This window comes from Faecalibacterium sp. HTF-F, from assembly GCF_023347535.1.
GTDB lineage: Bacteria > Bacillota > Clostridia > Oscillospirales > Ruminococcaceae > Faecalibacterium > Faecalibacterium wellingii.
On record NZ_CP094473.1, the window covers coordinates 2,221,928 to 2,248,224 of the forward strand.

The 26,297-nt window shown below is 55.9% G+C and carries 24 protein-coding genes and 1 tRNA gene; 13 read left to right on the plus strand and 12 right to left on the minus strand.

The window, feature by feature from the left end; genetic code table 11:
- Positions 1-389: 389 nt before the first annotated feature.
- Both MTP37_RS10550 and MTP37_RS10555 read left to right on the plus strand, forming a co-directional pair.
- Positions 390-1,181 (plus strand): threonine/serine exporter family protein, encoded by a 792-nt coding sequence (locus MTP37_RS10550; RefSeq protein ID WP_249237239.1) that lies wholly within the window; start codon positions 390-392, stop codon positions 1,179-1,181.
- Positions 1,178-1,636 carry a threonine/serine exporter family protein gene (locus MTP37_RS10555; RefSeq protein WP_249237240.1) on the plus strand — a complete coding sequence of 153 codons (459 nt, stop codon included), beginning with the start codon at positions 1,178-1,180 and terminating at the stop codon, positions 1,634-1,636. The genes MTP37_RS10550 and MTP37_RS10555 overlap by 4 nt, the downstream gene beginning before the upstream one ends.
- Positions 1,637-2,038: 402 nt before the next feature.
- Here the strand turns inward: MTP37_RS10555 and MTP37_RS10560 are convergent, their stop codons facing one another.
- The 3 genes from MTP37_RS10560 to MTP37_RS13135 all read right to left on the minus strand — a co-directional run bounded on the left by MTP37_RS10560 (position 2,039) and on the right by MTP37_RS13135 (position 3,246).
- Positions 2,039-2,395, minus strand: a complete 357-nt coding sequence (locus MTP37_RS10560; RefSeq protein ID WP_249237241.1) for a twin-arginine translocation signal domain-containing protein — start codon at positions 2,393-2,395, stop codon at positions 2,039-2,041.
- A 189-nt stretch (positions 2,396-2,584) separates the two neighbouring features.
- A complete protein-coding gene (locus MTP37_RS10565) occupies positions 2,585-2,932 on the minus strand; it encodes a twin-arginine translocation signal domain-containing protein (protein ID WP_249237242.1) in 348 nt (115 codons plus the stop codon).
- 188 nt (positions 2,933-3,120) lie between these two features.
- Positions 3,121-3,246 carry a hypothetical protein gene (locus MTP37_RS13135; protein ID WP_256469103.1) on the minus strand — a complete coding sequence of 42 codons (126 nt, stop codon included), beginning with the start codon at positions 3,244-3,246 and terminating at the stop codon, positions 3,121-3,123.
- Between the two features lie 202 nt (positions 3,247-3,448).
- On the opposite strand from MTP37_RS13135, the gene MTP37_RS10570 reads away from it, so the two are divergent.
- From MTP37_RS10570 to MTP37_RS10590, 5 genes are all read left to right on the plus strand, one after another.
- On the plus strand, positions 3,449-4,024 hold the full coding sequence (locus MTP37_RS10570; protein WP_249237243.1) for a nitroreductase family protein: 576 nt from the start codon (positions 3,449-3,451) through the stop codon (positions 4,022-4,024).
- A 228-nt stretch (positions 4,025-4,252) separates the two neighbouring features.
- Positions 4,253-5,089: an amino acid ABC transporter substrate-binding protein gene (locus MTP37_RS10575; protein ID WP_249237244.1), complete on the plus strand. Its 837-nt coding sequence runs from the start codon at positions 4,253-4,255 to the stop codon at positions 5,087-5,089.
- A 118-nt stretch (positions 5,090-5,207) separates the two neighbouring features.
- Positions 5,208-5,972, plus strand: coding sequence for an amino acid ABC transporter permease (locus MTP37_RS10580; RefSeq protein ID WP_249237245.1), 765 nt, complete (start codon positions 5,208-5,210; stop codon positions 5,970-5,972).
- On the plus strand, positions 5,962-6,726 hold the full coding sequence (locus tag MTP37_RS10585) for an amino acid ABC transporter ATP-binding protein (protein ID WP_316543517.1): 765 nt from the start codon (positions 5,962-5,964) through the stop codon (positions 6,724-6,726). The genes MTP37_RS10580 and MTP37_RS10585 overlap by 11 nt, the downstream gene beginning before the upstream one ends.
- Before the next feature lie 185 nt (positions 6,727-6,911).
- Positions 6,912-8,411, plus strand: coding sequence for a glucosyltransferase domain-containing protein (locus MTP37_RS10590; protein ID WP_249237246.1), 1,500 nt, complete (start codon positions 6,912-6,914; stop codon positions 8,409-8,411).
- A 202-nt stretch (positions 8,412-8,613) separates the two neighbouring features.
- On the opposite strand, the gene dnaK is transcribed toward MTP37_RS10590, so the two are convergent.
- Both dnaK and MTP37_RS10600 read right to left on the minus strand, forming a co-directional pair.
- Positions 8,614-10,431 carry a molecular chaperone DnaK gene (gene dnaK, locus MTP37_RS10595; RefSeq protein WP_249237247.1) on the minus strand — a complete coding sequence of 606 codons (1,818 nt, stop codon included), beginning with the start codon at positions 10,429-10,431 and terminating at the stop codon, positions 8,614-8,616.
- An 84-nt stretch (positions 10,432-10,515) separates the two neighbouring features.
- Positions 10,516-11,616 carry an SseB family protein gene (locus MTP37_RS10600; RefSeq protein ID WP_249237248.1) on the minus strand — a complete coding sequence of 367 codons (1,101 nt, stop codon included), beginning with the start codon at positions 11,614-11,616 and terminating at the stop codon, positions 10,516-10,518.
- A gap of 534 nt (positions 11,617-12,150) precedes the next feature.
- Between MTP37_RS10600 and MTP37_RS10605 the strand changes: the two genes are divergently transcribed.
- The 3 genes from MTP37_RS10605 to MTP37_RS10615 all read left to right on the plus strand — a co-directional run bounded on the left by MTP37_RS10605 (position 12,151) and on the right by MTP37_RS10615 (position 17,180).
- A complete protein-coding gene (locus tag MTP37_RS10605) occupies positions 12,151-13,890 on the plus strand; it encodes an ABC transporter ATP-binding protein (RefSeq protein ID WP_316543515.1) in 1,740 nt (579 codons plus the stop codon).
- Positions 13,887-15,662, plus strand: a complete 1,776-nt coding sequence (locus MTP37_RS10610; RefSeq protein ID WP_249237249.1) for an ABC transporter ATP-binding protein — start codon at positions 13,887-13,889, stop codon at positions 15,660-15,662. The genes MTP37_RS10605 and MTP37_RS10610 overlap by 4 nt, the downstream gene beginning before the upstream one ends.
- 234 nt (positions 15,663-15,896) lie before the next feature.
- Positions 15,897-17,180, plus strand: a complete 1,284-nt coding sequence (locus MTP37_RS10615) for a leucine-rich repeat domain-containing protein (protein WP_249237250.1) — start codon at positions 15,897-15,899, stop codon at positions 17,178-17,180.
- Between the two features lie 190 nt (positions 17,181-17,370).
- Here the strand turns inward: MTP37_RS10615 and MTP37_RS10620 are convergent, their stop codons facing one another.
- Together MTP37_RS10620 and MTP37_RS10625 are read right to left on the minus strand one after the other, a co-directional pair.
- On the minus strand, positions 17,371-18,318 hold the full coding sequence (locus tag MTP37_RS10620) for a SurA N-terminal domain-containing protein (protein WP_249237251.1): 948 nt from the start codon (positions 18,316-18,318) through the stop codon (positions 17,371-17,373).
- Positions 18,319-18,332: 14 nt separating this feature from the next.
- A complete protein-coding gene (locus tag MTP37_RS10625) occupies positions 18,333-18,707 on the minus strand; it encodes a DUF3592 domain-containing protein (protein ID WP_249237252.1) in 375 nt (124 codons plus the stop codon).
- Between the two features lie 340 nt (positions 18,708-19,047).
- Here MTP37_RS10625 and MTP37_RS10630 point away from each other — a divergent pair.
- Positions 19,048-19,134, plus strand: a tRNA-Leu gene (locus MTP37_RS10630).
- 174 nt (positions 19,135-19,308) lie between these two features.
- Entirely contained in the window at positions 19,309-19,560 is a 252-nt protein-coding gene (locus tag MTP37_RS10635; RefSeq protein WP_249237253.1) for a DUF6061 family protein, read from the plus strand.
- 44 nt (positions 19,561-19,604) lie between these two features.
- On the opposite strand, the gene MTP37_RS10640 is transcribed toward MTP37_RS10635, so the two are convergent.
- Positions 19,605-20,495 (minus strand): LysR family transcriptional regulator, encoded by an 891-nt coding sequence (locus MTP37_RS10640; RefSeq protein ID WP_249237254.1) that lies wholly within the window; start codon positions 20,493-20,495, stop codon positions 19,605-19,607.
- Between the two features lie 174 nt (positions 20,496-20,669).
- Between MTP37_RS10640 and MTP37_RS10645 the strand changes: the two genes are divergently transcribed.
- Complete coding sequence (locus MTP37_RS10645; protein ID WP_249237255.1) at positions 20,670-22,460, plus strand: flavocytochrome c; 1,791 nt, start codon at positions 20,670-20,672, stop codon at positions 22,458-22,460.
- Positions 22,461-22,886: 426 nt separating this feature from the next.
- Here the strand turns inward: MTP37_RS10645 and MTP37_RS10650 are convergent, their stop codons facing one another.
- From MTP37_RS10650 to MTP37_RS13140, 4 genes are all read right to left on the minus strand, one after another.
- Positions 22,887-23,771: a ParB N-terminal domain-containing protein gene (locus tag MTP37_RS10650; RefSeq protein WP_249237256.1), complete on the minus strand. Its 885-nt coding sequence runs from the start codon at positions 23,769-23,771 to the stop codon at positions 22,887-22,889.
- Between the two features lie 12 nt (positions 23,772-23,783).
- Positions 23,784-25,319, minus strand: a complete 1,536-nt coding sequence (locus MTP37_RS10655) for a relaxase/mobilization nuclease domain-containing protein (RefSeq protein ID WP_249237257.1) — start codon at positions 25,317-25,319, stop codon at positions 23,784-23,786.
- Positions 25,291-25,725 (minus strand): plasmid mobilization protein, encoded by a 435-nt coding sequence (locus tag MTP37_RS10660; protein WP_249237258.1) that lies wholly within the window; start codon positions 25,723-25,725, stop codon positions 25,291-25,293. Before MTP37_RS10660 ends, MTP37_RS10655 begins: the two co-directional genes overlap by 29 nt.
- A 391-nt stretch (positions 25,726-26,116) precedes the next feature.
- Entirely contained in the window at positions 26,117-26,242 is a 126-nt protein-coding gene (locus MTP37_RS13140) for a hypothetical protein (protein ID WP_256469104.1), read from the minus strand.
- Positions 26,243-26,297 lie beyond the last annotated feature (55 nt).

Here is a 26,297-nt window from a genome sequence, read left to right on the forward strand (position 1 = left end):
ACGCTCAAAAAAAGCTATACTATGATTACAAAAGGCACTGCGACAAGCGGTCAGCCCTTTTGGTTTTGGTTTAGCTTTTGTTCAAAGAAAACCGTCACCTGCCGGGGTGGCGGTTTTTACTTTCTTACCTTGATCGTAAATGTAAATCCAAATAGATGGAATGTCAAAGTAATAGGCATCCTCTCACCTCCTTCCGGAAGTGAGGGCCAACCGCCTGCCGTATGTGCAGTGCCTTTCAGCCGCTTTTCTGCGGCAAAATGATTATAACATATCATGATCGTTTCCGCAAGAAAGCTCTGGTATTCCCAGAGCTTTTTATTATATCCCCTTGTATGCGGCTGGCGGACATGGTAGAATAAGACGACATTCATCACAAGGGAGGTGCAGCAATGACCGGCAGAGAGGTCTTTCCGGACGAGGAGCTGCGCCGCCGCATCATGGATTTTATCATGGCGGCGGGGCAGACACTGCTGGAAAACGGTGCCGAGGTGTTCCGGGTGGAGCAGACCATGGAGATCATGGCCCGGTCGTTCCATCTGCGGGAGTTCCACGTTTATGTGCTGACCAACGGCATCTTTGCCAGTGCGGGCACCGCCGAGATCAGCGAGGTGCGCAATGTGCCCAGCCGCACCACCCATCTGAGCCGGGTGGCGGCGGTGAACGCCCTCTCCCGCGAGATCGCCGAGGGCAATATGACTCTGGACGAGGCCGAGAGCCGCCTTGTGCTGGCACGGCGCATCCCCTTCCCCAAGGACTGGGTGCAGCTGGTCTCCGGCATGTGCGGCGCGTTCTGCTTTGCACTGATCTTCGGCGGCACGCTGCGCAGCGCATTGGCGGCGGCACTGGCAGGCTTTCTTGCCAGCGGGTATCTGCTGCTGTGCGGCCGGCACGACCTGCCCGGCGGCTTTTGCAAAATCAGCTGTGCGGCGCTCATCACGCTGGCGTGCATTCTGGGCTGCAACCTGCTGGGCACGTCCGCCAGCCACGCCATCATCGGTTCGCTGATGATCCTGACGCCGGGCATCGCGTTCACCATGGGCATCCGGGATTTCGTGCAAGGCGACTACCTTTCCGGCACCATCCGTATGATCGATGCACTGCTCATTGCGGCCAGCATTGCCATTGGCACCGGCCTTGTGCTGAGCCTTTATACATTCTTTACGGGGGTGGTGGTCGCATGATGCTCACCAGTACACAGATCGGAGAGCTGGCGGCGCAGTTCTTCATTGCAGGGGTCGGCACCCTGTGCTTTGCCGTCCTGTTTGCGTGCCCCCGCAAAAGCCTGTTCTTCTGCGGGTTAGTAGGGGCCGTAGGCTGGTTCGTCTACGAGCTGGCCGTAATGCTGGGGGCAGACAGTGCCGCAGCCTCCCTGCTGGCGGTGATCCCCCTTACCCTGCTCACCCGGGTGTTCGCCATCACCCTCAAAATGCCGGTGACGGTGTTCCTGCTGTCCGGCATCTTCCCGCTGGTGCCCGGCGCGGGCATCTACTACACCGCCTACTATTTTATACAGGGCAACAATGCGCTGGCCCTTTCCAACGGCATCAGCACCTTTAAGGTAGCGGTTGCGCTGGCCATCGGCATCAGTCTGGTGCTCAGCGTGCCCATCCCAAAGCGGCACCGGAATAAAGCGTGAGATTTACGGATACAGCGTAGCTGCCGCAAACGAAAAACACTTCGGCATCCTGCGCAAAAAAACATACAAAAGCAGAAACCCGGAGCCCTTCCGAGCCATTCAGGCCCTGAAAAGGTTCCGGGTTTTATGCATGATCGATTCAGAGAGCCGTTTTACGGCAATTCCCTTTTTTCTTACAGCTTAATCTTCACTTTAACGCGGATGGTGTTATTGGTGATAACAAAATAAGCACTGTCATCATCAATTACGTATGTAACCAGTCCGTCCTTGATTTCCTTAGGCAGCAGTTTCTTCTCCACAACCGTTTTGCTCTGCAGAACATTCACCGTACCAGTGGCAACGTCAACGTCTATGTTACCAATCCGTGTCTTTCTATTCTTTTGCTGCGCTTAATGTTAGTGCTCAGGAGCGCTTAAGCAGCTTGACCTGAGCGACCGGAGTCTCGCCCGTCCAGTCGATTTCAATTTCCTCCGGTGCCTTATCAGCGCTGTAGCCCTCGTCCTGGCACACAGAACCCAGATTCTTCAGCTGCTCTTTCTTGATGGTTTTCTGACCCTTCACAACGCTGATGGTCTCGTCATACTCACCATCCTCGCCAAGCGGAACATATTGGTAGGTTTTAAACCCGAAATACTTTACAGTAACATCCACCATTTCCGGAGCACTGGAACCACAGCCAGTCAGCATACCGGCAGCAGCCACAGCCAGAGCAGCCACACCTGCGCCCTTGAGGAACTTACGACGAGAAATGTTAGACATAAGAATCAACCTCACAATCTTTTCTGCATGCTCCGATCACTTTTTTGTGGAGCCTGCTTTTCCTATATAATACCCCCCCTCGGTAACTATTTGTCAAGTAGTTTTGGCATCTTTGGCCGCCGGATGCAGAAAAAGGGCAGCAGTCCTGTGACTACCGCCCTTTTGTGCATTTTGATTTTTCTTATTTTATTAGAGGGACAGAATGACCTTTGCAGTAGCGGTTTCCCAATCAACATCGATTTCATCGGGAACATCCTTCGCGCTGTAGGCCGTAGAGCCGTTGCATGCAGCCTGAAGATTTTTCAAATCGCTCTTTTTCACCTTGCTGCCCTTTACGACAGAAACAACCTCTGCATACTTGTCAGCATCCTGAATAGGCTTAACATCGCCAAAGAAGTCCTTATAATAATAGCCCACATGGACCTCCACCATTTCCGGAGCACTGGAACCACAGCCAGCCAGCATACCGGCAGCAGCCACAACCAGAGCAGCCACGCCTGCGCCCTTGATGAAATTGCGGCGAGAAATCTTAGACATCGTTCTATCCTCCTGATTTTCCTGCTATTTGTACTTTTCCATAGCGAAACAGACTAACCAAGAATGTCACGGTTAGTTTGCTTTAACTAACAGCAAGATACCATACTGTTTTTTGATTGTCAAGATTTTCACGGCAAGTTAATCCATCACAACTTTTCAAGCGCATCTGTGTTGTTTTTCATTCATCCTCAGCATGTCCCGTTTTCATCTCTCGTTTGCTCATGTTCCCCTCTTGCCGCATGCATCAGGCCTGCCGTCACAAAGCCCACATTGATCCCCACCAAAAAAAGCACAAGCCCAACCACCAGTTTCATGGTTTCTTCCTCCTTCTTTGTTTTTCACAGGTTACCATGTTCCCTTTGTCAGATGGGGTCAAAGCCGGTCGTGCGCCGCAAATTTTTCTGCCCGGGCGCGCGGTTTTTCTGCTGCAGTGTTGCAGAGCCCTGCCGCATCTGCTATACTGCTGTCAGTATACCACCGATTTTACGAGATTTTCAGCGAAACGAGGGATTTTTTATGTCTGTCATGGAGCTTCTTGCTTCCCGCCGCACCTACCGCCGCTTTGAGCAGAAGGCGGTGCCGCAGGACGTGGTGGAGGATATCATCGAGGCCCTCCGGCTTTCCTCCTGCGGGGCCAACCGTCAGGCCGTGCGTCTGGTGGTGGTGAACAGGCCCGAGGACGTGGCCAGGGTACAGCCGCTGGTCAAGTGGGCCGCCTATCTGCCGCCGGAGCAGGGCACCCCCAAGGCGGACGAGCTGCCCACCCTGTACGTGGCAGTGGTGCAGGACACCTCCATCCCCGGCGACCTTGCCACCGATACCGGCATCGCACTGGCCAACATGACCCTTGCCGCATGGGCCAAGGGCGTGGGCAGCTGCATCATGGGTGCCATCAACAAGCCCGCGCTCACCCAGCTGCTGGGCATTGAAGAGCCGCAGAAGCTGGCGTTCATGGTGGCCTTCGGCTACCCGGCCCACAAGGCCGGCATCGTGCCGCTGACCGAACAGACCGGCGTGAAGTATTATCTGGACGAAAACCGGGATTACTGCGTGCCCAAGCGGAGCAGGGAGGAGATCGCAAGGTATCTGTAACGGGAAACGGCATCCGCCGTGGCGGAAGGAGTTTTTGCATATATGCAGCTTTTCTTTCTCCGCAATGCATAATTGTTATCAATTCGGTTTCAAATCGTCAGATTTTTTGCACAAGTATTGACTTTTCAATTTGTACAATCTATACTAAATCCGTTCACCGGTTGTTCGATGAATCGCATCGTTCCGGTGGGCCGGAAACTATACAGTACATTTGAGGAGTGTTTGAATATGAAAAAGATCTCTCGTCGCAGCTTTCTGGCTGCTGCCGGTCTGTCCGTTGCTGCTCTGGCTCTGACCGCCTGCGGCGGTTCCGCTTCCAGCGTGGCTTCCTCCGTGGCAAGCTCTGCTTCTTCCGCAGCTGCTTCCACCAGCGCTGCCGCTGGCGAGCTGACCACCGTTGAGGCCGGCAAGCTGACCATGGCCACCAACGCTGCCTTCCCTCCGTACGAGATGACCACCGATGCAGGCGATTTTGAGGGTATCGACATCGAGACCGCTCAGGCCATCGCTGATAAGCTGGGTCTGGAGCTGCAGATCGATGATATGGACTTTGACGCCGCTCTGCTGAGCGTGCAGCAGGGTAAGGCCGACATCGTTATGGCCGGCGTTACCGTTACCGACGAGCGCAAGGCTGTGATGGACTTCTCCGACAGCTACGCTACCGGCATCCAGTCCATCATCGTTCCCGAGGGCTCTGACATTGCTTCCCCGGATGATCTGGCAGGCAAGAAAATCGGCACCCAGCGCGGCACCACTGGCTACATCTACTGCTCCGATGATTTCGGTGATGAAAACGTCGTGGCTTACGACGACGGTCTGACCGCTGTGCAGGCTCTGAACAACGGTCAGGTGGATGCCGTTGTCATCGACAACGCTCCCGCCCAGGAGTTCGTTGCTGCCAACCCCGGCCTGAAGATCCTGGATACCAGCTACGCCGAGGAAGATTACGCCATCGGCATGGCAAAGAACTCTCCGCTGGAGGACGCCGTTAACTCCGCTCTGGAAGAGCTGAAGGCTGACGGCACCCTGCAGGCCATCGTGGACAAGTACATCACCGCCGAATAATCCGGCGGCTGACATCTGAGCCACGGGGAGGCAGCCCCCAACTGGGGCACCTCCCCTTTTTTGGAAATAAGTGGTTACAAAAGATTAACAAAATCAGAACAGGAAAGTGAGGATGCGAATGGCTGCACAGTACGAACTGCTCAAAGAGCTGCTCAACAGCGGCACTACGCTCAACTTCGAGCAGGAATTCTTTTTCAAGTTTTATCAGGCGTTCATCCTGAAAGACCGCTGGCTCCAGTACATCAACGGCGTGGGCACCACCCTGCTGGTCACTGCCATTGCGCTGGCACTGGGCATCGTGCTGGGCAGCGTGGTGGCACTGGTGCGTGTGGCACACGACCAGCAGCGCCCCGGCCGCAGAAACCCGGTGCTGGGCTTCTTCAATGCGGTGTGTCAGGTGTACACCACCATCATCCGCGGCACGCCCATGATGGTGCAGCTGCTCATCATGAGCATGGTCATCTTTGCCAACAGCCGCAACTTTACCATGGTGGGTGCGCTGGCACTGGGCATCAACTCGGGTGCCTATGTGTCCGAGATCATCCGCGGCGGCCTGATGGCCGTTGACCCCGGCCAGATGGAGGCCGGACGCAGCCTTGGCCTGAACTACATGACCACCATGGTGGTCATCATCATCCCGCAGGCCATCCGTGCGGTGCTGCCTGCTCTGGGCAACGAGTTCATCGTCCTGCTGAAGGATACCTCCCTGATCACGGTCATCGGCGGCAAGGAGCTGCTGTACGCCGCGCAGGGCATCATGAACCGCACCTACGAGGCCATGTTCCCGCTGCTGGGCGTTGCACTGGTCTACCTTGTGCTGGTCATGCTGTTCACCCGTCTGCTGGCAAAGTTTGAGAGGAGGCTTGCTCAAAGTGACCGATAAGATTCTGGAAGTCCGCGGCCTGACAAAGACCTACGGCGGCGAAAAAAAGCAGGGCGCAAAGCAGCCCACCCCCACTCTGGACGTGCTGAAGGGCATTGATATCGATATCTACCGCGGCGACGTGGTCTGCCTGATCGGCCCCTCCGGCTGCGGCAAATCCACCTTTCTGCGCTGCCTGAACCGGCTGGAGATCCCCTCCTCCGGCAGCATCAAATTTGAGGGCACCGAGGTGGACGAGGCCCACATCGACGCTGTGCGCCAGAAGATGGGCATGGTGTTCCAGCACTTCAACCTCTTCCCTCACCTGACCGTGAAGAAAAACCTTGAGCTGGCCCCCACCCTGCTCAAGCTCAAGGATAAGCAGGCCATTTCCGACAAGGCCGATGAGCTGCTGGCCCGCGTGGGCCTGTCCGACAAGGCCGACGCCTACCCCAAGAGCCTTTCCGGCGGCCAGCAGCAGCGCATTGCCATTGCCCGTGCCCTTGCCATGGACCCGGACGTGATCCTGTTCGACGAGCCCACCAGCGCCCTCGACCCCGAAATGGTGGGCGAGGTTCTGGAGCTGATGAAGGAGCTGGCCCACACCGGCATCACCATGCTGGTGGTCACCCACGAAATGGGCTTTGCCCGTGAGGTGTCCAACCGCGTCATCTTCATCGACGACGGCAAGATCCAGGAGGACGAGCCGCCGCAGGAACTGTTCACCAACCCGAAGCATCCCAGACTGAAAGCGTTCCTTTCCAAGATGCTGTAAGGCTTTTTCCAACAACAAAAACGCTCCGCTGTGCAAAATGCAGCGGAGCGTTTTTGTTGCAATAGTTGCTTTTTTGACATCTTATGATATTATAAATATGATATTATAAATATGATATTATAAATCTGTATCTGTTCTTTCCAAAAATCGTCAAATCATATATTCCATTGAAAAGAGGGAACTTCGTGCACAATCTGCTTTCCAAAACTGTAAAAGAAAAATACTCTGTTCTGAAAGTATTTTTTCTTGTTCTCTTATTTTTCGGTGCAAATGTTTTTTTGTCTTTTTCCACTGACTCCTATTCTACCCTTTCTGCTGGTTTCCATACTGCGGCGCAGGATATGCTGGAACGGAATGGCCGCCCCATCATTGCACTGATCTACAAGCTGCATTCCCTCAGCGGTTTGCCCGGCATCTCATTTTACTATATCTCATCCGGCCTTGCCTTGCTGTTTCTGGGCATTGCCGTCTGGCTCTATCAGAAGCTGCTTGCCCGTTACAGTCTACCGGAAAACATCCGCATTCTGCTGGCCTTTGCATCCATTGCCAACATCTATATTATTGAATATTTCATGTTCATTGAAAAATGCGGCTTTATGCTTGCCATTCTTTTCAATGTAATTGCCGTCCAGTGTATCTGTGGTTTTTTTGAGAGGAAAAACACCCACCCCTGTAACGTTTTTCTTCTTTGTGCTGTACTGGCTATGACACTTGCGGTATTCACCTATCAGGGCACCGTTGCGCTGTTTGTGGTCTTGAGCATTCCGTTCGCTTTCTATCATGCAAAAAACTTCAGGGAGTACGTCTGCAACATCATTTCCATCGGGGTGTGCTATGCCGTCCCGGTCCTTCTGGCTTTTGCTGCATTCAAATGGGTGTTCAACGGTACGAGACTCCAGACAGATTTTAACCTTCTCGCCAACCTAAAGGAGTTCTTCGGCGGGCTTTGGATGTGCAATATGGAAACATTTGACATTTTTCCGCACTACATTTTTCTACTGGCTGTTCTGCTTATTCTGGCGGCGGCGGTCATTTCTGCACGCGGTACCGATAAACCCGCCTTCCTCGAAAAGCTGCACATCCTTGTTCTTTTTGCAGCCGCCTGTGTCTTCCCCGCCGCGACCATCCTGCAGGGATCCGGCTGGTGGACACCACGGACTGTTTACCCTCTGGCAAGCATCGCAGGGGTACTGGCCATCAATTCCTTTATCAATCATCCCATCCAGCCTGATAGCACAGCTTCCGTCTGCATAGCAAAACGCGTTTCCATCGCCGTTATCGCAGTGCTGCTTGTTGTGCAGTACTTCGGGTTCACCAGACTGTATATTGACAAATACAAGCTGAATGCGCTGGATGAAAGCCGCTGCTGTTATGTCGGCCAGGCCATCTCCGAGTATGAGGAAACCAGCGGTATTGAAATCAGAAAAATTGCGTTTTACACCGACGCCGAAAGCGCAATTCCCACCTATCCGCATCTGTACAGTCACACAGGCGATTTGATTTGCAGTTCCTTTAACCAGAGCTGGAGCGACCTCAGCGCCCTGAATTATTATCTCGGGACTAATTATGAAAAGGTTGACCCAGTGGAAAAATACGACATTTATTTTTCTGAAAAAAACTGGGATCATCTATCGCAAGGACAGCTGATCTTTGACGGCGACACGTTGCACCTTTGCATATATTGATCGCTTGATACTATCTGAAATCAGTGAGGTGTTTTGTTCCATGGACATTTCGATCATTGTTCCATGCTATAATGAGGAAGCTTCGATTCCTCTGTTTTATAAGGATTCCTTTGTGAACATCCGCTGATCTTCGCTGTACCATAAAAAAAGCCATGGGCCTGTCCGTTCATCAGACCCATGGCTTTCGATTTTTATTTACGTGTTACAGATTATTTTCTCCGTTATCGCTGCCGTCCTGCTCACTGGTATAAAGCACCATCAGATGGTTTGCGCTCTCTTCCAGCTGGGTCTTGGCCTGACGCAGGGCAGCTTCCTCGTTTTCGTTCATTTTTTCGGGCTTATCCTTGCGCAGGCAGCGGCGGAGGTTGGCAAGATCCGTTTTGATGCGGTTCTTCTCGTCCTTGTCCAGCTCCTTTTTGCATTTGGAAAGAGCCTCGTCCACCTTGTAGGCCAGCACCTCGGCCTGATTGTGCAGGTCTAAGCGCTCTTTGCGGCGGCTGTCCTCGGCCTCGTAGGCGGCAGCGTCCGCCATGGCGCGCTGGATCTCGTTCTCAGAAAGGTTCGTGCTGCCGGTGATGGTGATGTTCTGCTCCCGGCCGGTGCCAAGGTCCTTGGCAGATACCTTCACCACGCCGTTCACGTCGATATCAAAGGTAACTTCGATCTGCGGCTTGGAAGAAAAGCTTGCCCGGATGCCGGTGAGCTTGAATTTGCCCAGACTCTTGTTGTCGCGGGCAAAATGGCGCTCGCCCTGCAGCACGTTGATCTCCACGCTGGTCTGCATGGGCCGTGCGGTGGTAAAGATCTGGCTCTTGCGGGTGGGGATCATGCTGTTGCGGGTAATCAAAGGGGTTGCCACGCCGCCCAGCGTCTCAATGGAGAGGGTCAGCGGGGTCACATCCATCAGCACAAGGCCCTGCGCGGCTGCGCCGGTGGCACCGGCCAGCTTGCCGCCGCCCTGCAGCAGACCGCCCTGCACGGCAGCGCCCATGGCAACGCACTCGTCGGGGTTCAGGTTGTGGCTGGGTTCGCAGCCCAGCAGCTCCTTCACCTGACGCTCCACCGCAGGCATCCGGGTGCTGCCGCCCACCAGCAGCACCTTACCCAGCTGGCTGGCGGAAATGCCTGCATCCCGCAGGGCATTCTGCACGGGAGCCACTGTGCGGGCCAGCAGGTCGCCGGTCATCATCTCAAACTGCGGGCGAGACAGCGAAAGGTCCAGATGGTGCGGGCCATCCTTGCCCACCGCAATGAACGGCAGGTTCAGCTGTGCGGACGGCGCGGCGGAAAGCTCCTTCTTGGCCTTTTCGGCCTCTTCCTTCAGGCGGCCCATGGCAGCGGGGTCGCGGCTGAGGTCGATGCGGTCAGACTTCTTGAACTCTGCCACGGCATACTCCACGATGCGCTGGTCGAAGTCGTCGCCGCCCAGATGGGTGTCGCCGCCGGTGGCAAGCACCGTAAAAGTCCCGTCCTCGATCTCGATGATGGACACATCAAAGGTGCCGCCGCCCAGATCATAAACAAGGATCTTCTGCGCTGCTTCGTTGTCCAGACCGTAGGCCACAGCAGCGGCAGTAGGCTCGTTGATGATGCGCAGCACGTTCAGGCCCGCGATGCGGCCCGCGTCCTGCGTGGCCTTGCGCTGGCTGTCGTCAAAGTAGGCGGGCACCGTGATGACCGCCTCGGTCACCGGCTCACCCAGATAGCTCTCGGCATCGCGGCGGATCTTGGCTAAGATCATGGCGCTGATCTCCTGCGGGGTCAGGTCCTTGCCGTCGATGTGCACCCGGTAATCGGAGCCCATGTGTCGCTTGATGCTGGAAATGGTGCGCCCGGAGTTGGTGGCGATCTGGCGCTTGGCTGCGCCGCCCACCAGACGCTCCCCGTCTTTGGTAAAGGCCACAACGCTGGGGGTGGTGCGCTCGCCCTCCGCATTGGTGATGACCACGGGCTTGCCGCCCTCCACCACTGCCACACAGGAATTGGTCGTGCCCAGATCAATGCCGATCACTTTGCTCATATCGTCTGTTTCCTCTCCGGTGCCGTTTCTGCACAGAATTTTTATCATTTTCTGATTATTGTAGCGTATCTGTATGACGCTTTTTTAGTCCAATTGTAAAGAATCCATGTCATAGGCTGCAGGCTGTGCAGGCGGCTCAGCGGTCAACTCCCGGATGAGCTGTTCCGCCTCGGCCAGCCACTGGGCCGCGTCCGGCTCCTGTTCCCGGGCCAGAAGGGCAAAACCCTGCCTTGCTTCTGCCGCAAGCGCCAGCGCCTTTTTGCGGCTGGTATAGCGGGTCTCGGTCTGCGCCATGCGCAGGCACACCTGCGGGGTGTACTCGATATCCGGCATGCGGGCAGCGGCTTCCCGCGCTTTTCGGTACCAGATCAGCGCTCTGCCCGTCTCACCCCGGGCGGCGCAGTCATCGCCCAAAGCGATCATAGAGAGTACCTCGCCGCTCTCTGCGGCTTCCTTCCACATGCGGCGGGCCTGTGTGCGGCCGGGCCGGGTGCCGCGGCCCTTATAAATGCAGTCTGCCAGCCGGGAAAGTCCCATGGCGCTGCCAAGCTCGGCGGCTTTTTCAAAGCATTCCACCGCCTGTTCCCAGCAGCCCTTGCGGGCGGCTTCCTTTCCGGCGTCTGCCTCCGCGTCTCCGGGTTCCTCGGGGGTGTGGCCCGCGTGCAGCAGACCGTTGAGCAGTGCCCCATCCAGCGTAGCCGAGTGGCTCCACGGGTCCAGCACAACGCCATCGATGCCCGGGGTGCTGAGGGCCAGCTCCATGGCATCCTGCAGCGTGTAGTCCGCCATAGGCCGGGCGGCGGTGCTGCGGTCGCCGCAGGCCGCAGCGCCGGAGGTGAACAGCGGCAGCCATGTGCGGCCCTTGTCATTGCGCAGGGTCCACAGCTGCAGGCCCTTTGCCTTTTCGGCGGGGACCGGGTGCTCCGTCCATGGAGCGGGCATGTTGTGCACGGTCAGAGCCGTCTGCAGCGGCACCAGAACATGGGTCTCCATTTCCAGCGCATAGTTCAGTGCGCCCATCAGCGTCCAGAACGCTTCCTCGTTCTGGCCCTTGTAAAGATTTTCCACTGCCTGCTCAAAGGCCGGGCAGCCGGTCCCCGCCGGGCTGTAGGTCGGGGCGGTCTGCCGGCGCTTGTGGGTGCCCACCGGGCGCAGCCGGATGCCGCCATCTGCTCTTCTTGCCATCTGCTCACCATTCTTCCAGTTTCTGTAATCTATTTCAGTATAACAGGTTTTGCGCAATTTCTCAATCAACAGTTGAAACCCTCTCAGTCAAACCCTACGGGTTTGCCAGCTCTCCCGAAGGGCAAGTGTTAAATTTTTCGCTCCACCTTGACTTTTGCCCTGAAGCGCATATAATAAGGGTAGGCAATGAGATGAGCGTTCTCAAGGGATTCATGCCAAAAGCGAAGCCCCCCGGTATTCGGAGTACCGGGGGGCTTCTTTTAGTGTTTGCTGCCCTTGCCTATCTTGCCGTCGATCCAGCTGCAAAGGTAGTAGGCAACTACCTGCGCTGCAACGGTTTGAATAAATGAAATGAGCGTATGCAAGGAACTCACCTCCTTTCCGCGACTGGGGGATCGGAGAAGGGCCGCAGAGACAGTATAGCACAAGGTCCGACAACATTCAATTTTGTGCTTTCACTATGGCATTTTGCCTTTTTCTGCGCTATAATAAGATGGTTTTATTTAATAATGTACAGAAAGAAGGAGAACCGCCTTGAACAAGATGCTGAGCTACCTGAAGGGCTACAGGCGCGTGGCTGCGCTTGCTCCCCTTTTCAAGATGCTGGAAGCTACGTTCGACCTGTTCGTGCCGCTGGTGATGGCGGACATCGTGAACATCGGCATTGCCGCCCACGATTTCCACTACATCCTTGTGCGGTGTGGACTTTTGCTGCTGCTGGCTTTCATCGGCCTTGTCTGCAGCCTGACGGCGCAGTATTTTTCCGCAAAGGCAGCGGTGGGCTATTCCACAGCCCTGCGCCATGCCCTGTTTGCGCATATCCAGACCCTGAGCTTTACCGAGATGGACACGCTGGGCACCAGCACCCTCATCACTCGCATGACCAGCGACATGAATCAGGTGCAGAACGGCCTGAACCTGTTTTTGCGCCTGTTCCTGCGCAGCCCGTTCGTGGTCATCGGTGCCATGGTCATGGCCGTTACGGTCAACTCCCGGGCCGCGCTGATCTTTGTTGTCACCATCCCGCTGCTGAGCGTGGTGGTGTTCAGCATCATGGCAGCCACGCGGCCCCTGTATAAAACGGTGCAGAACCGTCTGGACCGCGTGCTGGGCCTGACCCGCGAAAACCTGACCGGTGTGCGTGTCGTGCGCGCCTTTGATAAGGAAGCCAGCGAGGTGGAGCGCTTTGAGAACGCCAACGACCTGCTGACCCGGATGCAGCTGCATGTGGGCCACATTTCCGCCCTGATGAACCCGCTGACCTATGTGCTCATCAACATTGCCATCGTGGCGCTGCTGTACGTGGGCAGCATCGAGATCAATGTGGGCGGCATGGCCTCCGGCGACGTCATTGCTCTGGTAAACTACATGAATCAGATCCTGGTGGAGCTGGTCAAGCTGGCCAACCTCATCGTGCAGGTGAGCAAGGGCCTTGCCTGCGCAGGCCGCGTACAGGCTGTACTGGACACGCAGCCCGGCATGGCCTTCCCGAAAAAGCTTCTGGGCGAGGTGCCAACCGGAAAAACCGGCGATGCCGTTCGCTTTGACCACGTAAGCCTGACCTACGCGGGCGCAGGCGCACCCAGTCTTTCCGACATCAGCTTTACCGCAAAGCAGGGCCAGACCATCGGCGTCATCGGCGGCACCGGCAGCGGCAAGTCCAGTCTGGTGAACCTTATCCCCCGCTTCTACGATGCCACCGAGGGCAGGGTCGAAATCATGGGCCGCGACGTCCGCAGCTACCCCCGCGAAGCACTGCGCGGCAAGGTGGCCGTGGTGATGCAGAAGGCCCAGCTGTTCGGCGGCACCATCCGCTCCAACCTGCTGTGGGGCCGCAAAAATGCATCGGATGAAGAGCTGTGGCAGGCCCTTGAGACCGCACAGGCGGCAGAATTTGTCCGGGCGAAGCCCCTTGGGCTGGACGAGCCCGTGGAGCAGGGCGGCCGCAACCTGTCCGGCGGCCAGAAGCAGCGCCTGACCATTGCCCGCGCCCTTGTGGGCAGGCCGGACATCCTCATTCTGGACGACAGCTCCAGCGCACTGGACTACGCCACCGACGCCGCTCTGCGCAAGGCACTGGCGGCTCTGCCCGGCAGCCTGACCGTGTTCATCGTGAGCCAGCGTGCCGCCAGCCTGCAGCACGCGGATCAAATTCTGGTGCTGGACGACGGCCATCTGGTGGGCATCGGCACCCACGACCAGCTGCGCCAGACCTGCCCCGTCTACGAGGAGATCTACGAGAGCCAGTTCAAGAAAGGGGATGCGCAGAAATGAGTGCAAAAGCAAAAAATAGGCTGACTCCGCAGCAGCGCAAGGCCACCCTGACCCGTGTTCTGGGCAAGATCAGACCTTATTCCCTGTTTGTGGTGTGCAGCCTTGTGGTGGCCGCCGTGAGTGTGGGTGCACAGCTGTATATCCCCATCCTGTGCGGCAGCGCCATCGATCTGATGCTGGGCAAAGGTGCCGTGGATTTTGGCGGTGTGATGCGCATTATGATCGAAGTGCTGGTGGTAGCCGCAGCGGCTGCACTGGCCCAGTGGCTGCTGAGCGTGTGCAACAACCGCATCACCTTCCTTGTCAGCCGGGACCTGCGCAACGAAGCCCTGCGCAAGATCCAGACCCTGCCGCTGTCCTATCTGGACAGCCACCCCTCCGGCGACATTGTGAGCCGCATGGTGGCAGATGTGGACACCTTTGCGGACGGCCTGCTGGTGGGCTTCACCCAGCTGTTCAGCGGCATCCTGACCATTCTGGGCACATTGCTCTTCATGCTCAGCGAGAACGTGCCCATCACGCTGGTGGTGGTGTGCATCACCCCGCTCAGCCTTGTGGTGGCAAGCTTCCTTGCCAAGCGCAGCTATGGTTACTTCCAGAGTCAAAGCACCGTGCGCGGCGAGCAGACCGCCTTGGTCAACGAGATGATCGAGGGCCAGAAGGTGGTGCAGGCCTTCGGCCACGAGACCGAGAGCCTTGCCGCCTTTGACGAGGTGAACGGCCGTCTGCAGGATGTGAGCCTGAAGGCCATCTTCTTTTCCAGCCTGACCAACCCCGCCACCCGCTTTGTGAACAACATCGTGTACGCAGGCGTGGGCCTTGTGGGTGCCGTGTACGCAGTGCGGGGCGGCATCACCATCGGCCAGCTGAGCGTGTTTTTGAGCTACGCCAACCAGTACACCAAACCCTTCAATGAGATCTCCGGCGTGGTGACGGAGCTGCAGAACGCTCTGGCCTGTGCGGCCCGCGTGTTCGACCTGCTGGACGCCGACGATCAGGTACCGGAAGCCGAGAACGCTCCCGTGCTGCAGCCGGACGGCCATGTGCAGCTGGAAAACGTTTCCTTCCGCTACCTGCCCGACCGCCCGCTGATCGAGGGCCTTTCCCTCGACGTGAAGCCCGGTCAGCGCATCGCCATCGTGGGCCCCACGGGCTGCGGCAAGACCACCCTCATCAACCTGCTCATGCGGTTCTATGACGTGAACGGCGGCAGCATCAAAGTATCCGGCACTGACATCCGGGATGTGACCCGCGCTTCCCTGCGCGGCAGCTACGGCATGGTGCTGCAGGACACCTGGCTGCGGGCCGGTACCGTGCGGGAGAACATCGCCTACGGCAAGCCGGATGCAAGCCTTGAAGAGATCGTGGCAGCAGCCAAAGCCGCCCATGCAGACAGCTTCATCCGCCGCCTGCCCGAGGGCTACGACACCGTTATCGCCGAGGACGGCGGCAACATCAGTCAGGGCCAGAAACAGCTGCTGTGCATCGCCCGCGTGATGCTCTGCCTGCCGCCGATGCTGATTCTGGACGAGGCCACCTCCTCCATCGATACCCGCACCGAGGTGCGCATCCAGAAAGCCTTTGCCCGCATGATGCAGGGCCGCACCAGCTTCATCGTAGCCCACCGCCTTTCCACCATCCGGGAGGCCGACGTCATCCTTGTGATGAAGGACGGCCACATCGTGGAGCAGGGCGATCACGACCAGCTGCTGGCTGCAGGCGGCTTCTACGCCAAGCTCTACAACAGCCAGTTCGAGGGCGTGGAGACCTGAGAAGGGGCCTGCCCCAGAAAAGAAGGAAACCGGCAGGACATTGCATCCCGCCGGTTTTTTCTTATCTTCCGCCTGCCCTGTCAAGGGGAAAATTCCGCCGCTGGCTGCTTTTCACGCAGATTTTGGGGCGATTCACGCAGATTTCATTTCCTTTGCCCCTCTTTTGTGCTATTATCAGGTCAGGATAATTACGGGGGGGTATGTTTTCCCTTTCCGGCTCAAAGGAGGAGTTTTATGAAACTGCACAAGTTCATTCAACGCATCTGCGCTGCCACTGTGGCAAGTGCACTCACCCTGTCGCTGTGCACACCGGTGCTGGCGGAAGGGATTGCAGCCCTGCCCGCCCCGACGTCCGGCACCTCGCAGCCGGATGAAACGGGCGATGTCCCCATTGACCCGGCCCACTTCCCGGATGAAAACTTCCGTAAGTATCTGGGGCAGAAGGCTATTGATGATGACAAAAATGGCATTCTCAGCCAAACCGAGCGGGAAAAAGTAACCGCTATCGTTCTCCACAGTGCAGGAAACATCAGCGACCTGACCGGCATTAAATATTTCCCGAATCTGAAAGAGTTGTACTGCAACGGCGGGGATCTTGCCAACCTTGATGTGAGCCAAAATACTAAGCTGACCAATCTGTACTGTTACAACAATCAGCTCACCAGTCTGGATGTAAGTGAAAACACCAAGCTGACTGAACTGGACTGCTCCGACAACCAGCTCGCCAATCTGGATGTAAGTGAAAACCCCGAGCTGACCTATCTGAAATGCGGCAGCAATCAGCTCACCCGCCTGGATTTGCACGTCAACACCGCATTGGAAACGCTAATCTGCGACAATAACCAGCTCACCAGCTTGAATCTGAGCAGCAACACCGCGCTGACTCAGGTGTATTGCTCCGGCAACAAGCGCCAGATCACCGTGGGCGAGACCGGCCAGTTTGATCTGTCCGCGCTGAAGGGCTTTGACGTTTCCAAAGCCTCCGGCTGGTCTGAGGGTGCCACTGTGGATGGGAATATCCTGACCGTGCCGTACGGCGTGACCGAGATATCCTATCGATATGATCTGGATCTGGGCAACAGAAAGCGCGAGACGTTCACCCTTACCTTTGACAAGGTGGAAGAGCCCGACCTTCCCGACGATTCGAGTGCCCCCGCAGACACCGGCAGCACCGCAGGCGGCGCCATTGCCGCTGTGGCCGTGGGCGGCGCGGCCGTGTGGGGCGGCTATGAGCTCGTCACCCGCGTGATGCTGCACAGCCTGCTGCCCGAGGGCGCAGCCATCCCGGCCAGCCGCGGCCAGCTGGCCTTGCTGGTGTGGAACACCGCAGGCCGTCCCGAACCCGTGAACGCCCCTGCTTTTGCGGATGTGACCGACCCGGACACCGCCAGAGCGGCCCAGTGGTGCGTGGAGCAGGGCCTGCTGACCCTGAAGAAGGACGGCAGCTTTGACCCGGACGGCTGGACACCCAAGTTCCGTGTGATTCAGGTGTGGAACAAGGCATTCCCCAAGCAGTAACCTGACGGCAAAAGGCCGGCGCAAACTCCTTCAGTCTCGCATTCGCTCGACAGCTCCCTCAGTGAGGGAGCCTCTGGCGAAGAGATAAGGCTTTATGCCATGCCAAAGCCTCCCTCACAGAGGGAGGTGGCACGGCGTAAGCCGTGACGGAAGGAGTTACGTCGACCTTTCTTTGCTGCTTTTATTTCTTTCACCCGATCTGCTGCACCACCGGTTCATCCGGCGGCGGAGTGAGGGTGGAATGCTCCACGATGAACTGCTCTGCCCTCTCCCGGGCCAGACGCTGGCGCACCTTGCGTGCATCGTTGGCCGGGAAGGTGCGCTCACCGTCCAGCTTCGCGTCCCAGTGGGCAGCGGCTGCCGCCACCTCGGCGTCCGAGGGTGCAAGTCCTTCCTTTTCCGCCACCAGCAACAGCCCCAGCCAGCTGCGCAGCTTGCGCTCTGCCTGCGTGTGGAGCCAGACGCGGAACTCCTCCACGGTCTGACCGCGCACCTTGAGGAACTGGTCAAAGTTGATGCCGTTGGCCTGCAGGCTCAGGTTGAACTGCCGCTGCTCGGCAAAGTAATTGCCGCCCACCAGCTGTTTGGGCAGTGTGCCCGTTACCGCATCGCCCAGCTGCCACACCAGCTCCCTGCGGGCACGCTGCACCGCCTGTGCGCAGCGCTGGGCCCAGATGTCCCGGGCCACCTGCCGGCGCAGCGCTGCCTTGCCCGCGGCGTCGGCTGCACGCTCCTCGTCGCCGTGGTGACGGTTGATCTCCAGTTCAATGGTCAGCTGCCGGATGGGGTGCGGCTCCACGGCCTGCACGAAACCGGTGTACTGCCCCACTTCCAGCGGCGGCAGCGCGTAGAACTGCGCCCCCGCCCGGAAGCCCTCGGCCCGGTTCACCGCCAGCAATTCAAAATCCGGGTCGGTCACCGGCACCACATGGTACTCCCGCACCAGCTGCTCATACAGCGCCGAAAAGCCGCCCAGAATAGTGCGGTTCACCGCCTCAGTCAGCAGACCGTCCTCTTCCTGCGGCGCGTCCGGCCCTGCCTGCACCTGTGCAATGGCTGCCGCCAGTTCCTCGGCACCGGCTGTGAATACCAGACGGCAGTCGCCCGGCTCAGCCATGCCAAAATGTTCCAGTTTCATCCTCTTTTCCCCTTTCAGTGGGCAATGCCCACGGTCAGCACCAGCAGGACCACACCCAGCACGGCATACAGCACCTCGGCTCCCAGCGTGGCCCGGTCGCCTTCCACGTACATCTTCTCCGGGTCGTCGGGGTCATAGTATAAGGTGACGGTATCTCCCACCGCAAAGCTCTTGCCCCGTGCAGGCTTCGGGTAGTGCAGCCGATGGCTGCCGCCTGCGGTGGTAAAGGCCAGCACATAGGCACCACCATCCCGGCTCTTCACGGTGCCCTCCACCGTGGCCGCGACCTTCTGCCCCTGCGTGCACAGCCTGCGCCGTGCCAGCACACTGCGCAGCGCCATAAAGAACATGATGCCTGCCCCCAGCAGGAAAATGATAACATTGAACATTCTGTTTTCCCTCATTTTCTCGGCAGCCGCTTTCCCGCTCCGGGGCGCACCGGGCCGACACCGCGCCACTGCCGGTATGGCAGCAAGCGGGCCGTGCAGCGGTGTGCTGCGGTGTGCAAAAGCAGCTTCTTAGTCTGCGCATACAGGAGCACCCGCAGCGCGTCCTGTTTATTGTATCACACTTTGGCGAAAATTTCGCCCTGCAGCGGCTATTCAGAGTGCATCAATTTTGCCGCAAAAATTTGTCGAGAAAATCTGAAAATAATGCTTGACATTCTTCGTATATCTGGTATAATAACTATCGTTCCGAGCGGTACAGCTCACGAACATAACAGAATATGCGGATATGGCGGAATTGGCAGACGCGTTAGATTCAGGTTCTAATCGGGGCAACTCGGTGGAGGTTCAAGTCCTCTTATCCGCACCAAACCATGAAAATCCGAACCTTTTCTCGATAGGAGAAGGGTTCGGATTTTTTGTTTTCTTCGGAAAGCAAAATGAAGGCTCCTTCCCGACGGCTGTGTGTCCAAAACCTTATCAGAAGAACCGTATAACAAAAGTCACAACTGTAAAGGTGCCGTAAGGCAGAAAGGACACGAGTATGAAGTACGATGAAAGAACCTGCAAATTCAACATGGACACCGGCTGCGTGGAGCTGCTGCTCGGGGATGGGAGAAAAATTTCCATTGACTGCACTGGGGTCGAGGATGCGTTGGACGTGACCATGGCGCAGAGGTCGGAGTTGGATTACCTTATCCACAATGACCCGTTGGGCTATGCAGACTTGATTCTGAATGGCGCCCCGGAGAAATACCTGAAAAATGTAAACGGGAGCCATGGGTTAGAAGATTAAGCAAAGAAAGAGCAGGAGCATTTTGAGAATGTTCCTGCGCTTTCTTATACCTGTTCCATCAACTTGACGAAGGCTTGTGCATAGCGCGGCAGATAGTCACCGGTGCGCCATGCCGCCACCGATTCAATATGAAGTGTACAGTTTTGTAAAGGATAGGCTCCGAAAGGAATATCAAGCTCCAGATGTTCCAGCAGTTCTCCGCTCAAAAATCCAATTCCATAGCCATTTGCAGCCAATGCGGCCGCAGCACGAATATTGCTGCTCTCTAAAATCTCGGCGGGCTGAATATGCCGTTTTTCCAGTTCCTGAAGGATATACTGCCCCTGCCGCTGGGTACGATTTTGCAAAAGCAAAGTCTGTCCGGCCAACCACTCCAGCGAAAACTCTCCTCTTTGGGCAGATTTCGCTTCTAACGGATGCCCTTTCGATAAAATTGCGTACATCTTATCACTGTGCATGACCTGATAACTTAAGCCGGTCATTCGTTCAAAGGACATATAAAATGCCAGATCTATTTCGCCGTTCAGCAATTTCTGGTCAAGTACGGCACTGGGGGCCTCTACAATGCGGAACTGTACCTGCGGAAACTCTTTGTGGAAGATGGGTAGTACCTTCGGCAGCGAGAAGCTGCATCGGAACGGCGGGATACCAACATAAAGAACACCCCGGTCAGAACGCAGAATATCCGTCATCTCTGCATCCATCTCACGCTTCTGGCTTAGGATACGCTCCACATGGGCATAGTACCGCTGTCCGGCATAGGTCAGCTTCAATCGGCGGCTCCCACGTTGAAACAAAACCAGTCCAAGGTCTTCTTCCAACTTTTGCAAAAATTTAGAAAGTGTAGGCTGGCTGACATAGAGCTGCCGCGCTGCATGGGTAAGATTTCCGCATTTTACAATAGTGGAAAAATATTCTAACTCCTTGAAATCCATATAGATTCACCTGCCTATTCCGTGTGCTTTTATTTTATCATGTACTATGCATATAAGCTATAGAAAAAATGAAAAATTGATATTTTTGGAATCGAAAAAGTTATGATATACTGCTACTTGTGAAATATATCACAAGAAAATCTTTCTTTGGGACGAAAAAAGCAGGAGGAAATCATGAAAAAGAACAAGATGCTGTATCGCATTGTTGCAGCAGTCCTTGCTTGTGCAGTGGTTGCGCTGGCGCTCGTCACGTATCAGAGCCGCAGTAGCAGCAATGCACCTGTGGCAGAAGGCGCTGTGACTGCAACTGGTTCGGCGAAGGGCATGGAAGGCGATGTGGTGGTGGAAGTCACAGCAGATGCCACTACTATATACTCCATCACTGTGAAGGAGCAGAATGAAACACAGGGCATTGGCTCTGTGGTCTGTGAGCAGCTGCCGGATACCATGGTGGCTGCAAACAGCTACAATGTGGATGGCATTGCCGGTGCAACGGTCACCAGCGATGCGCTGAAGGAAGCCGTGAAAGCCGCTCTGACCAGTGCCGGGCTGGACGCATCTGCTTTTGCAGTTGCACAGACGAGCGATGCCGCAGTGGAAAAAACTGCCGAGAGTCTGGATTGTGATGTGGTCATTGTTGGTGCAGGCGGTGCCGGTTTGACTGCTGCTGCACAGGCCGCTGAAAATGGAGCCAAGGTCATTGTTGTTGAAAAGATGCCCATTGTGGGCGGCAACAGCCTGAAAGCAACGGGCGGCATGAACGCTGCGGACACCAAATATCAGGAAGCACTGGGCATTACGGACAGTGGTGTGGACGAATTTATCGAGGATACCATGAATGGCGGCCATCAGATCAACGACCGCAGCTTGGTGACCGTGATGGCAGAAGAAAGTTCGGATGCAGTCGATTGGCTGGATGCTATCGGTGCTCCGCTGCCCAAAGTCGCTGCAACGGGCGGCACTACCCACAAATATCTGCATGAGCCGGAAGATGGAAGCGCAGTCGGCAGCTATCTGGTTGAAAAGCTGAATGCACAGGCAGAAAAGCTGGGTGTGCAGATCATGCTGAACACCGAAGCGACCGAGATCCTGACGGAAAATGGTGCTGCGGTTGGCATCAAGGCAGAAAGCAAGGAACATAATTATACCATCCATGCAAAGAGCGTGATCCTTGCGACCGGTGGTTTTGGCGCGAACTTTGATTTGATGGCCAGCTTCAATCCGGCACTGGCCAATGCTGTGACCACCAATCACGCCGGTGCTACGGGTGATGGTATCTTGATGGCAGAAGCCATTGGCGCTGACACGGTGGACATGGATCAGATCCAGCTGCATCCGACCGTTTATCAGGAAACCGGCCTGCTGGTTTCGGAGAGTGTGCGCAGCATGGGCGGTATTCTGGTCAATGCTGAAGGCAAGCGTTTCTGCAACGATCTGGCTACCCGTGATGCTGTTTCCAATGCGGAATTGGAGCAGCCGGGTGCATACGCCTATATTATTTTTGACCAGCGTATTGTGGACGATCTGAAGTCCTGCCAGAAGTACATTAAAAATGGCCTGACCGTTTCTGCCGACAACTACGAAGATCTGGCAAAAGCAATGGGACTGGAGGGCGATGCCATCCAGAACTTTGTGGATACGATGGATACTTGGAACGCAGCAGTGGCAGCAGGCGAGGACAAAGAGTTTGGCCGCAACAACGGTATAGACGCTGACCTTTCTACTGCACCCTATTACGCGATCAAAATCGCACCGGGCATCCATCATACCATGGGTGGCCTGAAGATCAACACAGACGCAGAGGTCCTTGATACGCAGGGGAATGCGATCCCCGGTTTGTATGCCGCTGGCGAAACGACCGGCGGTGTGCATGGCGGCAACCGCATTGGCGGCAATGCCGTGTGCGACTTTGTAGTGTTTGGCCGGATCGCGGGCAACAACGCTTCGGCTTACGCAGCGAACTAAGCCATTTATATAAAACAAAAAACAGGGTGCGCCCTGCGGACGCCCCCTGCCAAAAGCCACAGACAACAGCGATATGTACAGCAGGGAGTTCCCCACCGGAGGGAACTTCCTGTTTTTCGTTGTTTGCATGATGGGCCTGTTCCGCCTGCCATGCGGCAAACTCCCGCTGACCTTCCTCGCTGTTCCAGCAGGCAAGGATGGCCGGGTAGAATGCCCGTGCCAGACGGTCGATGACTTCATCGGGATAAGGGGAAGTGTTTGTGGACTTTTTCTTTTTGTTCAAACGCACGCTCCTTTGATCGTCCCACCGTGGCAAAGTTGGGCGAGAAAATCAAAGTTCCAATTTTTATCAGGCGCAAGGGCGCGGATGCTTTCCGCCCTGCACTTGCGGCTGGGGGCTCGTTGATGGCTTACAGGTGCCTGTCGTTATGCGATTTCTTTCTCGTTCAGCATTTCTTCAAACTGTGCCATATACGCCTTGTGCTGCTTGAGGATTTTTAGCGTTTCAGTTTTGGCGTAGGAATCGTCCGGTAGCTTAGGCAAGTATCTCATCAAAAAATCAAAGTCCTGCTGAATCCGCCGGACAGCGACTTCCAACGCGGAGTAGTTGATTCCAGAGTAGTGTGAGTAGCTCGACTGCGGAGCGGGGCGGTCCTCCGGGTGCAGAATCTCGTGCACGATCTGCTTGCGGTTCGGAAAATCGGCTCTGGCAAGGCGGTGCATATCAGCATCACGGACTTTGAACTGCCCGGACAGGATTTTCTCCTGCATACCGGGCACCATCTGTTCCATGATCTCTACGCCACGCATGAATTTTTCAGAACGGGCAACGTAGGATTCGCTGACATTGTTCCGCTCCGCAATCTGCTTGCGGATGCTCGCTTCCGCAGAGGTGGGAGGAATTGTGTCAATTTGACACAATTCCTCCGGGGCGGTTTTCTTGGCAGCAGCCGTGTGCTGGTTGTTGCCGTTTCCACCGGGCTTTCGATGCTCCACACTGTACTGTTTTCCAATGAGGAACTTCTTCTGCTCCGGGGTTAAATTGCGCCGCCCCAACTGGTTCTTACAGATCCAAGCGAGAACTTCTTCCCGGCTTTCAAAGGGGAGCGGCATCGTGGAGAAAGAGATTTCGGGATGTTCCTGAACGATTTCATAACGATTGTGGCCATCAACAAGTGTGTTGTTCCACACGATCAAAGGAGAGATCAGCTTGCCCTCTTTCAGGATATTTTCTTCAAGCTGCTTAAATTCATCATCGGTCAGAGGGGGAATCTGGGACTGGAACTCCGGGTCAATTTTCAGATTGATCATACGCACACTCCTTTATCTCTCCTGCTGCGTCTGTTCTTCCTCCCGGAAAAAGGACGCAACATTCTGCTTTGCGGTTTTCAGCTTGAGCAGTTCTTCCTTGGCTTCTTTGTACTGTTCATAGAACTTTGCCTTTTCGGATGCCAGCTGCGCATACTCGGCTTCCAGCTTTTTCGGGCTGGGCAGCTTGGTGATGTCGTTTGCCTTGAAATAGGCTGCTGCCGCCCGGTGCGCTGTCAGCTCTGCACAGTGCTGTTCTTCAAAGGCTGCTGGTCGTTTTGCAGTTTTTAACTGCTGTGCGATGTCCTTGGTGCTGGCGTAGGCTGCGACGTGATAGCGCAGCTCTTTGTTGAATTTCATGCGACCTTCGAGGTCTTTCACTACTGCCAGCGAATCGTGATACTTGGTTTCCAGTTCGGCGATGCGCTGGTTCAAGGCGTCCTCGTCGGTCAAGTTCTTTTCCTGCAGAAGATTCACGGTCTGTGCCATAACTTTGAGATTGTGTTTAGTGAGCCAACGCTTATAGCCGATGCCCTTGCCCTCGGTCATTCTCGACTGGATGTCGATCAGTTTCCCGATGGTATCCTGCTTGAACTGCGCCTTGGGTTTGCGTTCGGCGTTTGCCTGCAACGTGGCAAGCACTGCTGCCTTATCGAACTTGTCACCGAGCTTTTTTGCCCGGATGAACTTCGTTCTGCCAGAGGGCAGATAGCTGAGCTGTCCACGGCTTTCCTTGACGGTGATGCCATACTGTTGCATGAGCCTGTCGGAAAATTCTTCAAAGCTCGTGGCACGGTACAATACAGACGAAATCTGTCTCCGTAAAGTATCCTTCACAGTTTCAAACTTCTTCTGCCGGGGCTGCTGTCCGGCTACGGTAAGGGCTGCGTTTTCACGGTCAAGTTTTAACTGGCCGCGCCTGCGCGCCCAATACTCGGCTTCGCTCACGCGCTCCTTCGAGCCGTTGAGCAGGTCGATCTGGTACAGACCAGCACCTTCGCACAACTCCATGACCTCGACACGCAAGTGCCGCATGGTCTGGGCAGTGCTGGAGTGCTTCATGCCCTCACGCCAGTCGCGGGGCTTCTGCATATAGGGCTTGCGCTCCACCTCTCGTGTTCGGATGCTGCCAATCACGATGTGGACATGGATATTTCCCGAATGGTTGTGCCCATCCGGGTGAGTGCAGACGATGGCGGGATGACCGGGAAAGTTTTCTTCGCAGAATTTCAGGCCAAGAGCCTGTGCCGTTTCCATGGTCAAGCCATTGTCGGCTGCATCTCTGGGGTCAAAGCTGATGATATACTGGTGGCTTTTGATATCACCATGCTGGGTATTCTTGCCATACTTGCGGTTTGCCAGCAAACAGGCTGTAGCAAACGAGAAATCGCCGCACTCAAGGGTGTCGAGCAGGTACGAATCCCGCAGCTTCGGCTTGCCCTGTTCATCCAGAAGTTGCTTTCCAGTGAACGCATCGTGTTGATAAACGAGGTACGCTTCGATGGCGGTATAGTCCGAGTTTTTAGAGGCGATATGCTTGAGCGTTGCCATACAGTTCACCCAGAACTTTCTCGGTGTGCAGCCGAAATGCGGTCAGGTCTGCAAGTTCGTCAAGGAGTTTCGCTCGGATCTGCTCGGTGTCTGCACCGCCGGAATTGAAGTGCCTTGCAAGCTGGTTGAGATTGCTGCCCACCTTGCTGCACTGGGCAAGCAAAGTGGAAACAGCAGTCAGGGTTTCTTCTCCGCCGCCGGCAACGATGACTGTTTTCTCGATCTTGACGTTGTGGATGGCACGGCGGATAAAAGTGGAGAGGGAGAGATTCAGGAGTTTGCAAGTGAGTTCCAGTGACGCTTTTTCCTCCGCTGTCACACGGAACTTGATGACGTGCGTTTTGTTGTTCGGCGTGTCGTGGTGCTGGGAATTGCTAGGGGTCGATTGAACATTCGTTTTGGTCATTGTACCTCCTGTCTGTTCGATAACTCCTCGGTGAAGTTATGTAAGCACGACACGCCGTTCCATTCGTGCCGCAAGGCACGAATGATGAGCAGGGTTTGGGGCAGGCACGCCCCAACAAGATCACTTGGAAAACTCGCAAGAGTTTGAGAAGTGAAGTCCCGGATGGATAGAAATTTTCAAGAATTGAAAATTTGTGGCCACGGGACGGTTCTTGCCCTCTACCGCTGCGCTCAAAACCGTTTCTGGGTAATTGTTTCCGAATTGTTAAGGCGCAAAAAATAAGTAGAGGTTGTGCTGCTCATGTATGTGGGTCACCGTTTGCTCCGAACGCAGTTCCTGCCCCTGTTTGTGCAGCGGCGTTGACGGAAAGTCGGTATCACGTCCGGTCGGCTCATAAAATTTTCAAGGTACGTTTCCCATAAAGAAAAATACCGCCCACGCAGCGCAGCGATGATTTTGTCGGGTGAATCGGCGGCAAAATAGATCGGATGTGTTGCGGGGCGGTAAAAATCTTCATGGGGAATAAATCCTCGCCGCTCTGTACTTTTCTACAAAATTGGTGGGATTTGCGA

What these genes read in the sequence shown, in the direction of transcription:
- MTP37_RS10550 (WP_249237239.1), top strand. Translation starts at nt 390, where the DNA reads ATGACCGGCAGAGAGGTCTTTCCGGACGAGGAGCTGCGCCGCCGCATC.
- MTP37_RS10555 (WP_249237240.1), top strand. Translation starts at nt 1,178, where the DNA reads ATGATGCTCACCAGTACACAGATCGGAGAGCTGGCGGCGCAGTTCTTC.
- MTP37_RS10560 (WP_249237241.1), bottom strand. Translation starts at nt 2,395, where the DNA reads ATGTCTAACATTTCTCGTCGTAAGTTCCTCAAGGGCGCAGGTGTGGCT.
- MTP37_RS10565 (WP_249237242.1), bottom strand. Translation starts at nt 2,932, where the DNA reads ATGTCTAAGATTTCTCGCCGCAATTTCATCAAGGGCGCAGGCGTGGCT.
- MTP37_RS13135 (WP_256469103.1), bottom strand. Translation starts at nt 3,246, where the DNA reads ATGAAACTGGTGGTTGGGCTTGTGCTTTTTTTGGTGGGGATCAATGTG.
- MTP37_RS10570 (WP_249237243.1), top strand. Translation starts at nt 3,449, where the DNA reads ATGTCTGTCATGGAGCTTCTTGCTTCCCGCCGCACCTACCGCCGCTTT.
- MTP37_RS10575 (WP_249237244.1), top strand. Translation starts at nt 4,253, where the DNA reads ATGAAAAAGATCTCTCGTCGCAGCTTTCTGGCTGCTGCCGGTCTGTCC.
- MTP37_RS10580 (WP_249237245.1), top strand. Translation starts at nt 5,208, where the DNA reads ATGGCTGCACAGTACGAACTGCTCAAAGAGCTGCTCAACAGCGGCACT.
- dnaK (WP_249237247.1), bottom strand. Translation starts at nt 10,431, where the DNA reads ATGAGCAAAGTGATCGGCATTGATCTGGGCACGACCAATTCCTGTGTG.
- MTP37_RS10600 (WP_249237248.1), bottom strand. Translation starts at nt 11,616, where the DNA reads ATGGCAAGAAGAGCAGATGGCGGCATCCGGCTGCGCCCGGTGGGCACC.
- MTP37_RS10610 (WP_249237249.1), top strand. Translation starts at nt 13,887, where the DNA reads ATGAGTGCAAAAGCAAAAAATAGGCTGACTCCGCAGCAGCGCAAGGCC.
- MTP37_RS10615 (WP_249237250.1), top strand. Translation starts at nt 15,897, where the DNA reads ATGAAACTGCACAAGTTCATTCAACGCATCTGCGCTGCCACTGTGGCA.
- MTP37_RS10620 (WP_249237251.1), bottom strand. Translation starts at nt 18,318, where the DNA reads ATGAAACTGGAACATTTTGGCATGGCTGAGCCGGGCGACTGCCGTCTG.
- MTP37_RS10625 (WP_249237252.1), bottom strand. Translation starts at nt 18,707, where the DNA reads ATGTTCAATGTTATCATTTTCCTGCTGGGGGCAGGCATCATGTTCTTT.
- MTP37_RS10635 (WP_249237253.1), top strand. Translation starts at nt 19,309, where the DNA reads ATGAAGTACGATGAAAGAACCTGCAAATTCAACATGGACACCGGCTGC.
- MTP37_RS10640 (WP_249237254.1), bottom strand. Translation starts at nt 20,495, where the DNA reads ATGGATTTCAAGGAGTTAGAATATTTTTCCACTATTGTAAAATGCGGA.
- MTP37_RS10645 (WP_249237255.1), top strand. Translation starts at nt 20,670, where the DNA reads ATGAAAAAGAACAAGATGCTGTATCGCATTGTTGCAGCAGTCCTTGCT.
- MTP37_RS10650 (WP_249237256.1), bottom strand. Translation starts at nt 23,771, where the DNA reads ATGATCAATCTGAAAATTGACCCGGAGTTCCAGTCCCAGATTCCCCCT.
- MTP37_RS10655 (WP_249237257.1), bottom strand. Translation starts at nt 25,319, where the DNA reads ATGGCAACGCTCAAGCATATCGCCTCTAAAAACTCGGACTATACCGCC.
- MTP37_RS10660 (WP_249237258.1), bottom strand. Translation starts at nt 25,725, where the DNA reads ATGACCAAAACGAATGTTCAATCGACCCCTAGCAATTCCCAGCACCAC.
- MTP37_RS13140 (WP_256469104.1), bottom strand. Translation starts at nt 26,242, where the DNA reads ATGAAGATTTTTACCGCCCCGCAACACATCCGATCTATTTTGCCGCCG.